Genomic DNA, 6,588 nt, shown 5'->3' with positions numbered 1-6,588 from the left:
TTTTTTGTCTGACAAGACATCCTTTAATACCGATGCCGATGACATTTCAGGCTTTGTTATCTTTTGATAGCAAGCCTTTTTTTTTTGTTTGAAAAATCATTCATAGAAAGGCGAGGGGGCAAAACAGCCGGATAGCCTTTTTTATAAAGGCGCGTTTATTATAATATCTAGGCCTCTGTAACGGCTGCATGACCAAAACTGACATAACGCAGAATTTCGGGTTAATAAGGAAAAATTGGTGCCATCTTTTCGCATAAACAATCTTATCATTGATAGCTGGGCTTTCCTCAAACGAGAGATAAAGCTGATTACGCCCGTTGCTCTATCGACGATCGGCTTTGGCAATCTTCTGATTTTGTTACTTTTTCCGACAACGCCGATAATCGAAGCCGGAAGTCAGCCGCGTCTTTTTCCGCTGCTGGTTCTCCTAATCGGGGGCAGTTTCAATCTGATTGGTATTCTGGCTTTGTCGCGCCTTACCCTTTTTGGGGGCGAAACCGTCAAAAGTGCTTTTAGAGTAGCGCTTAATCGCCTGATTTCAATTTTTGCCTTTTTGTTTACAGTCTCGATTTTGTTATCGCTGACCCTGATTCTGGTCGGGACATTTTTGTTAAAATTATATGCAGCGCATCATTTTCCGGTCTCAACCTCAATGCTTTTGAGCTTGGGTGGCCTATGCGTCATGCTTTTTCTGGCGCTTCAGGTGAAATTCTTTTTCTGGTATCCGATGATGGCTGAAAAAGATTCAGCCTTCCAAGCGATCAAGCATAGCTTTTCTTTAACCAAAGGGCTTTTTTGGCCGTTGCTTCTCATTTTATTGCCTTTTTTAATCGGCGACTATGGTTTGTCGAGAATTCTGGCATTAGCCGCTTCGATGTCGATTTCGCTGAAAATGGCCGTCAGTATTCTTGTCGTATTGTTGACGACCGTCATCAGCACAATGCAGATTATTATTCAGGTAACCTTGTATAAAAGCCTCAAAAAAAACGGCTTCTAAAAAAGAGGATATCGCCCCTCTAAAAGGGGCGATTATCCATTATTTTACCCCAATCAATTTATGACTTTGAATAGATAACCGCCATAAAGGCCGCTGCATCACAAAGGCGATAGCCTTTTGGATATTTTCTTTTTGAGACTCGTTATCCATTGGCTGGATCAGATAATGATCAAAATCCAGATTTTCCAAAAGCTCAATATCAATGCCTTCTTGCGGCCATACCAGTTTTATTTCATTGCCTTTTTCAAGGATAATCTGGCTTCCTGCTTTGGGGCTCATACAAACCCAATCAATCGCAGACGGGACAGATTGCGTTCCATTAGTCTCGATAGCGATCTCAAAAGCTTGATTTTTCAAGGCCAGCAGCAAAGCCTCATCCACTTGTAATAATGGCTCACCGCCTGTTAAAACGACAAAAGGCCGGACAGATTGATATCGGCTTCCAAGCGTCTCTTTCCACAATCGAATGGCCTGTTCTGCTAATTCTTCTGCGGTAAATCGTCCGCCATTTTCGCCATCAATACCAACAAAATCAGTATCACAAAAACGGCATGTCGCCTGTTCACGGTCATCTTCGCGACCATTCCACAGATTACAACCGGCAAAGCGAATAAAGACAGCCCGTCTTCCAGCTTGGATACCTTCACCCTGTAAAGTCAGGAAACTTTCTTTAACGGCATAATGATGGCTCATAACAACCCCTTATCCCCAGAAGACGCCGCTAAAAGCTCCATAGCTTGCCGCAAATTGCCCCGACAATCAGCCAAGGCTTTTTCTGCCTCCGTAATGCTCTGACCCATCGTCACTAGAACAGCTTTCCGAATATCATTTTGGGCGATCGTAAGGGCTTTTTTGGCTTTATCCTGATCAACTTTTGCCAATCGGCAGACCATGGCAACGGCACGTTGTTGTAATTTGACATTAGAGACCCGCATATTGACCATCAAACCGCGGCAAACCAAGCCCAGCCGCAGCATAATCGCTGTTGAAAGGGTGTTCAAAACAACTTTTTGAGCCGTTCCAGCCTTCATACGAGTTGATCCCGCCACGACTTCGCTTCCGGTCGCGGCTAAAACGGGATGCTCGGCGGCCTCTAACAAAGCACTACCGGCATTATTGGCAATGCCAATCGTCAAGGCACCCGCTTGTCTGGCGGCTTTTATCGCTGCCACCGTATAAGGGGTTCTGCCACTGGCCGCGACACCGATCACAACATCGCGGCTATCAAGATGCAAGGCCTCAACTTCCTGAACAGCGCGTTCGATATTATCTTCTGCCCCTTCGACACTAGCGGCCAACGCAGCCATACCCCCCGCCATCATAAAAGCCAGTCTTTCGGACGGCCAATTATAAGTCGGGGTTAATTCAACCCCATCCTGAACGGCAATTCGGCCAGAGGTGCCAGCCCCGACATAAACCAGACGATTGCCATCCAATAACCTTCCAGCCGCTGCGCTACTAGCCGTCGCAATGCGAGAGGATTGATCGGCTACTGCGGCAACAGCCGCCATCTGACCTTCCAACATTGCTTCAACCGCATATTCGCTAGGCCAGCTATCAAGATCAATATAGCGCGGATCGACCGTTTCAGTGGACATAGAGGATTGCCTTGTCTGGAATATATCAGGAAAAGAAAGCGTCATTCAAAACGCCTGTTTTCATAAACAGGCCATTTGATTTTATGAAGTCATAATTTGAAAATAACGTGCCATCCGCTTTATTCTTTGCAGTAAGAGAGGCAAATAAGCCCCAAAATAAAGGCTAGGCGCGACTTCGATATTATCAAAAAGGCATCCATTATAGACAAAAAGCCCATAATCCTTTTTTGCGCTTTTTTCAAAATTGAGATCTCTTTTTAAAATTCTGAAAAATTTTGACACAAATATGTCATTTGATATGAAAGATTACAAAAAAGTAATCATAGAACTTATAAAGCAAGCCAAGATTATTATAACTTATAAGAAATAGACATTTAATAAAAACAGCCTCATCCTCAAAGCTCACCTTACGACTTACTTTCATCTTCAAGGCCACTCTTTCGATAACAAGAAGTATTTAATTGTAAAATTTTAAAAATTTAAAAAATAAATAAATTATATACTTTGATATATTATATCATAATCAGTATTTATAAAGAGTTTTTAAAAATTGTAAAATGTGGTTTTGTTGACTATTAAATAGGGTAATATTATGCTCTCTTGCTGTTTTAAGGGGGAAGGGCAGTTACATTTTTTATATCTATCAAATTTTTCTGAAAAACTGACCCTTTATCCAAGTTGAATATAAAAACTGCATCAAAGGGGGGCGTTTAATGCGCTTAGTTCGGTCAATATTACTAGGTATGACAGCCATGACGACGTTTGGCATGGCAAGCATGGTTTCCGCAGAAAAAGCGGATAATAAAACAAAAGATAAAGCCGCAGAAACACAGACGACATCCGCAAGTGATGATGTCTTAAAACCCGCCGAAGCTACCAGCGAAGGCAGTGTGACGGTCAAAGGGCAGACCATCCGTTATCAGGCGGTCTCTGGAACGTTATTGGTTCATCCGAAAGGCTGGGATGAAACCGTCGAGGATAAAGATAAAACACAGCCACGCGCCACAATGTCTTATACGGCCTATTTTAAAAAAGACGTGCCATCGTCACAAAGACCGGTCGTCTTTTTCTATAATGGCGGGCCCGGCTCTGCATCGGTCTGGCTGCATATGGGGTCTTTCGGGCCCAAACGTATTGTTGTTCCCGATCATGAACATAGCGAAGGCGCACCTTATCGTCTGGTCAATAATGACTACAGCTTGATGGATGTCGCGGATGTTGTCTTTATTGATGCCCCTGCTACCGGTTTCGGTCGGGTCGCTGGTAAAGATAAAGCCAAAGCCTTTTTTGGCGTGGATCAAGATGCCTATGCTTTCTGTGAATTTATCAAAGGCTTCTTAGGCAAATTTAACCGCTGGAATAGCCCAAAATATCTGTTTGGTGAAAGCTACGGCACGCCGCGTTCTGCTGTTTTGTCGAATATGCTGGAAAATGATAACTCGATTGATTTTAACGGCATTATCCTGCTGTCCCAGATATTAAACTTCACGCTGGATTCCGATTTCCCGAATGCCAATCCGGGTGCAGATCAGGCTTTCATCACCAATCTTCCGACCTATGCTGCAACGGCTTGGTATCATAACCGTTTACAGGGTCAAAAACCGGCTGATTTGGAAAAATTCCTTCGGGAAGTCGAATATTTCGCCACCACAGAATATGCGATGGCGTTACAGCAAGGCTCCGCACTGGATCCTTCAAGAAAACAGGCCATTGCGCAAAAATACAGCCAATATACCGGTATTCCGGTGGATTATGTGCTGAAAGCTGATTTGCGGTTAAATGGCGGTCAATTTACGCAAATATTGCAAGGCGGCGATATCACGACGGGTCGTCTGGATACGCGTTTCTCAGGGCCTTCTCTTGATCCTCTCGATAAAGAAGCCAGCTATGATCCACAAAGCTCGGCTTTGTCTTCAGCTTATGTCTCGGCCTTTAATGATTATTCTTTGAACCAGCTCCATTTCGGGCAGGGTCGCGAATATAAATCTATGGTTAATTTCCCAGGCGGCTGGGATTTTAAACATCGTTCTCCCAGCGGGGGCGTGGTGCCGTGGGTCGCTAATATGATGCCTGATCTGGCGGCGGCCATGACGACCAATCCCAAATTAAAGGTGATGGTCGCAGGCGGCTATTTTGATCTCGCAACGCCTTATTATCAGGGCTGGTATGAAATGCACCATCTGCCGATCAGAAAGAGCCTCGAACAGAATCTTGAATATCACTATTATAAATCAGGCCATATGGTTTACGTGAATGAAGAGTCTTTAAAATCGCTACATGACGATGTTTCTTCTTTCATCCGTCGTAGCTATCAGCCCTAATTTTTTTATCCCATTTTGAAGTAAAAGAAGCGACCTTAACGGGGTCGCTTCTTTTTTTTGAAGAGAATCTTTTGATGCTGCCATTTTTCATTTTACGATTTTTTGAAAAAATTTCACGTCAGGGAACAGATGTTAAAGATTAGGCGTTTTATATACAAATATTGACAATTCTTTTTTTAAGGGAGTTTGGTAATGGGGCTTATTTCTTGGCTTATCGTCGGCGGTATTATCGGATGGCTCGCCGGACTTATTATGAAAGGCAGCGGCAGCGGCGTTTTTCTTAATATTATTATCGGTGTTGTCGGGGCTTCTTTGGGGGGCTTTATCTTCAACCGTGGTGATATCGGCGATGTCGGCCTGACCCTGCAAAGTTTTCTGGTCTCATTGATCGGCGCTGTTATCTTGTTGGCGGTGATCAATTTCTTTAAATCACGCAACTGACCCCATGTGACTTTTCAGGTCAGGATAGCCCAAATATCCTGACATCTGGATGCTTATTTTGGACTTGAAAGGGTGAGGCTGAAAACACAGCCCCACCCTAAAATATATTTATTGCACGGTCATTTTTTTGGAAAAGACAGCAACACCGGCCAACAAGGCTGCAATCAAGAAAAATGATATTTTCAAACCGACAACATTGGCAATAAAACCGATAGCAATCGGGCCCGCCAAAACACCCATATAGCCAATGGTGGTCACCGCTGATATCGCGAGATGGCTCGGCATCACATTTTGCCGTCCGGCAACACTATACACAACCGGAACGATATCGGCACATCCCAAACCGATTAAGGCATAACCAATGAAAGTCGCTGGGGTGTAAGGTATAAAAATAACCGCCAAATAACCCAGCATAGCCAAAAGACTGCCGAGAAAAACCGTTTTAACATTGCCTAATTTGGCAATGATTTTATTCCCAAACAACCGTCCCGTTGTCATCATGGTTGCATAACCGGCATAGCCCCAACCTGCCTGTTCCGGTGGTAATTTCCTGATCGAAGTGAGAAAAACACCGCCCCAATCAAGCACAGCGCCTTCCGCCAGAAAAGCAATGCAACAGATAATACTCAAAATCCAAACCATGCCTTTTGGTATAGCAAGGCCTGCCGCACTACCGGGTTCACCTTTATCGGGCAGTAAATCCTTCCAGAAAATTGCCAAAATCAAAAGAAGCAAGGCCGAGGCCATCATACCAGCTGTTAGCGGACTAAATGATTTGGAAAAGACCAAAGCCAATCCCGCTGATCCCGCTGCGCCACCAATGCTATATAAGGCATGAAAGCCTGAAATAAGGGGACGTTGGGCGCGTTTCTCGACAATAACCGATTGAATATTCATGGCGGCATCAATGGCACCGACCGATGCCCCGACGATCAATAGACTTCCTCCCAAAATGATAGGGGAGGATAAAGTCGCCAGAAAAGGGATCGCGATTGCGGTAATAATCACGCCTGTCGTCATAACTGCACGACATCCAAAACGGTTCGCCATACTGCCTGCTAAAGGCAAAGAGAAAAGCGCTCCCAATCCCAAACATAAAAGCAGATAACCAAGCTGCCCGTCAGAAATAGCCGTATGGATTTTGACAAAAGGAATTAACGCCCCCCATGTCGCAATAGCACATCCCAAAAGAAAGAATATCGCCGCCGTCCCGTTCCTCGCATTTTCCATG

The 6,588-nt window shown here is 44.4% G+C and carries 6 protein-coding genes; 3 read left to right on the top strand and 3 right to left on the bottom strand.

Features of this window, described 5'->3' with window-relative positions:
* The first annotated feature begins 238 nt into the window (after positions 1 to 238).
* Complete coding sequence (locus tag LDL18_RS08290; protein WP_296508641.1) at positions 239 to 997, top strand: hypothetical protein; 759 nt, start codon at positions 239 to 241, stop codon at positions 995 to 997.
* Between the two features lie 39 nt (positions 998 to 1,036).
* Here LDL18_RS08290 and queE read toward each other — a convergent pair whose 3' ends face one another.
* Positions 1,037 to 1,690, bottom strand: a complete 654-nt coding sequence (gene queE, locus LDL18_RS08285) for a 7-carboxy-7-deazaguanine synthase (protein WP_296508638.1) — start codon at positions 1,688 to 1,690, stop codon at positions 1,037 to 1,039.
* A complete protein-coding gene (locus tag LDL18_RS08280) occupies positions 1,687 to 2,595 on the bottom strand; it encodes an N-acetylmuramic acid 6-phosphate etherase (protein WP_296508643.1) in 909 nt (302 codons plus the stop codon). The genes queE and LDL18_RS08280 overlap by 4 nt, the downstream gene beginning before the upstream one ends.
* 713 nt (positions 2,596 to 3,308) lie before the next feature.
* Here LDL18_RS08280 and LDL18_RS08275 point away from each other — a divergent pair.
* Both LDL18_RS08275 and LDL18_RS08270 read left to right on the top strand, forming a co-directional pair.
* Complete coding sequence (locus LDL18_RS08275) at positions 3,309 to 4,916, top strand: peptidase S10 (protein WP_296508636.1); 1,608 nt, start codon at positions 3,309 to 3,311, stop codon at positions 4,914 to 4,916.
* A gap of 192 nt (positions 4,917 to 5,108) precedes the next feature.
* Positions 5,109 to 5,357 carry a GlsB/YeaQ/YmgE family stress response membrane protein gene (locus LDL18_RS08270; RefSeq protein WP_011241091.1) on the top strand — a complete coding sequence of 83 codons (249 nt, stop codon included), beginning with the start codon at positions 5,109 to 5,111 and terminating at the stop codon, positions 5,355 to 5,357.
* 108 nt (positions 5,358 to 5,465) lie between these two features.
* Here the strand turns inward: LDL18_RS08270 and LDL18_RS08265 are convergent.
* The coding region (locus LDL18_RS08265) for an MFS transporter (protein WP_296508630.1) at positions 5,466 to 6,588 on the bottom strand (1,123 nt) is incomplete at its 5' end.

This window comes from Zymomonas sp., assembly GCF_020216885.1.
GTDB lineage: Bacteria > Pseudomonadota > Alphaproteobacteria > Sphingomonadales > Sphingomonadaceae > Zymomonas.
This window is presented reverse-complemented; position numbering and strand designations above follow the sequence as displayed.